This window comes from Propionicimonas sp. (genome assembly GCF_034927565.1).
Lineage (GTDB): Bacteria > Actinomycetota > Actinomycetes > Propionibacteriales > Propionibacteriaceae > Propionicimonas.
Genome location: NZ_JAYFPT010000114.1, coordinates 1 through 2,149, shown reverse-complemented (window position 1 = coordinate 2,149; position 2,149 = coordinate 1). Strand labels below are relative to the sequence as shown.

Genomic DNA, 2,149 nt, shown 5'->3' with positions numbered 1-2,149 from the left:
CGGCGCCGGGTCGCTGTCGACTACCCATTCGGCCGACGCGTACGCGACGATGCGCAAGCTGATCACCTGCGCGATGGAGGCGGGGCCGCACGTCACGATGGAACTGGCCGCGGCGAAGCTGGCCGACACGATCGACTTCATTGTCCATCTCCGCTGCCTGATCCTCCGCCCGACCAGCCCGGACGCGCTGGCGCGCAAGGTCCGCCAAGTCGCCGAGATCCTGGCCGTCGAACCCGGCGAGGACAACCGCCACTACAGCCTCACCTCCGTCTTCCGTGACGTCCCCGGAGCGTGCGGGGTCGCCGACACCCCACCGCCGGGACGGCTACTGGACCGGCTCGTCGACCAGGGGTTCGACTACGCCAGCTTCCTCGCCGAAGCCGACGCCAATCCGAAGCTGCGGCCATGAACGCCGTCCTCGCAGCCCTCTCCGGAGCCCTGATCGTCGGCGGCATTCTCGGCTTGATCCTGAGCTTGCGGCCCGCACCCGAACCGCCGCCCAAGGCCGTCCGTCGGCCCGGGCGAGTAGCCTCCTTCTGGCACACCCTGCCGGCCAGACGGCGCATAGCAGTTCTGTTGGCGCTGGCCGCTGGCTTGGTGGCCGGGTTATTGACCGGGTGGCTGGTGCTGGCGGTGCTGCTGCCGGGTGCCGTGCTCGGGTTGCCGGTGCTGCTGGCCGCCTCACCGGAGACGCAGCGGATCGCCCGGCTGGACGGGATCGCGGAATGGACCCGGAACCTGTCCGGGGTGCTCACGGCAGGTCAGGGCTTGGAGCAGGCGCTGATCGCCAGCCTGCGCTCGACCCCGCAAGCGGTGCGCCCCGAGGTGTCGGTTCTGGTGGCCCGGCTCAAGGGACGCTGGCCCACCGAGGCCGCGCTGCGGGCGTTCGCCGCCGACATCGATGATGCCACCGGCGACCTCGTTGCTGCCGCGCTCATCCTCGGTGCACGAAAGCGCGGCCCGGGCCTGGCGGCGGTGCTGACTGGACTGGCCGAGTCGACCGCCGCCGATGTCCGCGCCCGCCGCCAGATCGAGGCCGACCGGGCCAAGCCGCGCGCCACCGCCCGCTGGGTGACAATCCTGTCTGCCGGGGTGCTGGCCGTCCTGGCACTGTCGGGCCAGTTCCTCGCCCCCTACGCCAGCCCGATCGGGCAGGCCGTGCTGCTGGTGCTGCTCGGCTGCTACGCCGGCTGCCTTGTGTGGATGCGGCGCATGGCCGCCGCGCCACCCCCACCCCGGTTCCTCACAGGACGCAGCGAGTTCGCGAAAGCTGAGGCCCGGCGATGACCTCTCTCCAGCTGCTGATCCTGTCCGGGATGCTGGTCATGGCCGGCGTCGGCACGTTCATCTGGTGGGCCTCACCCGCCGAACCCGACTTGGCCGACGCGTTCGACCGGCTCTCACCCCGCCGCACACCAGCCGCGCCGGCCGAGGTCGTCCCGGCCAAGGGCGGTCAACGTGCCGGGCTGTGGGCGATGCGCCGCCTTCCGTCCGGCTGGGTGCGGCTACCGGTCCAGGATTTGGCGGTGCTGCGCAAGTCGGTGGCGTCGTTCTTCAGCGACAAGCTCGCCTTCACCGCCTTGGCTGCGCTGATGTTCCCGCTGTTGTCGTGGCTGATCTCGTGGGTCGTGGCGATCCCGGTCACGATCCCGGTGATCGTCACCCTGGTCGCGATGGTCGCCGGCTGGTTCGTTCCGGACCTCAACGTCCGTCAGGACGCCGCCCAGGCCCGGGTCGAGTTCCGGCGGGCGCTGGGCGCCTACACCGACCTGGTCGCCCTCGAACGACACGGCGGCGGGTCGGGGTCCCGGCAGGCGATGGAGCTGGCCGCCGAGGTCGGCGACAGCTGGCCGTTCCGCCGGATCAGCGAGGAACTGGCCCGCTCCCGGTTCGCCGGCCAGCAGCCGTGGGACGCCCTGCGTAACCTTGCCGACGAACTCGCTATCCCAGACCTGAACGATCTGGCCGACATCATGCGGTTGTGCGGCGAGGAGGGTGCCCAGGTCTACGACACGCTGCGGGCCCGCTCCGAAGCCGAACGCAACGCCATCCTCACCGCCGACCTCGGCCAGGCCAATGAAGTCGGCGAACGCATGTTCATCCCCGCCAGCCTGACCGCCGTCGTGTTCCTGGCCATCCTCATCATTCC

2 protein-coding genes and 1 pseudogene are annotated in these 2,149 nt (G+C 70.8%); all 3 read left to right on the top strand.

The annotated features are described in order from the left end of the window. A pseudogene (locus VB080_RS15340) lies at positions 1 to 409 on the top strand (hypothetical protein); the annotation flags it as partial. Beyond that, the gene (locus VB080_RS15335) at positions 406 to 1,287 is read left to right on the top strand and encodes a type II secretion system F family protein (protein WP_323419324.1); all 882 of its coding nucleotides are present in this window, start codon (positions 406 to 408) and stop codon (positions 1,285 to 1,287) included. The pseudogene VB080_RS15340 and the gene VB080_RS15335, both read left to right, overlap by 4 nt. After that, the coding region (locus tag VB080_RS15330; RefSeq protein ID WP_323419323.1) for a type II secretion system F family protein at positions 1,284 to 2,149 on the top strand (866 nt) is incomplete at its 3' end. The genes VB080_RS15335 and VB080_RS15330, both read left to right, overlap by 4 nt.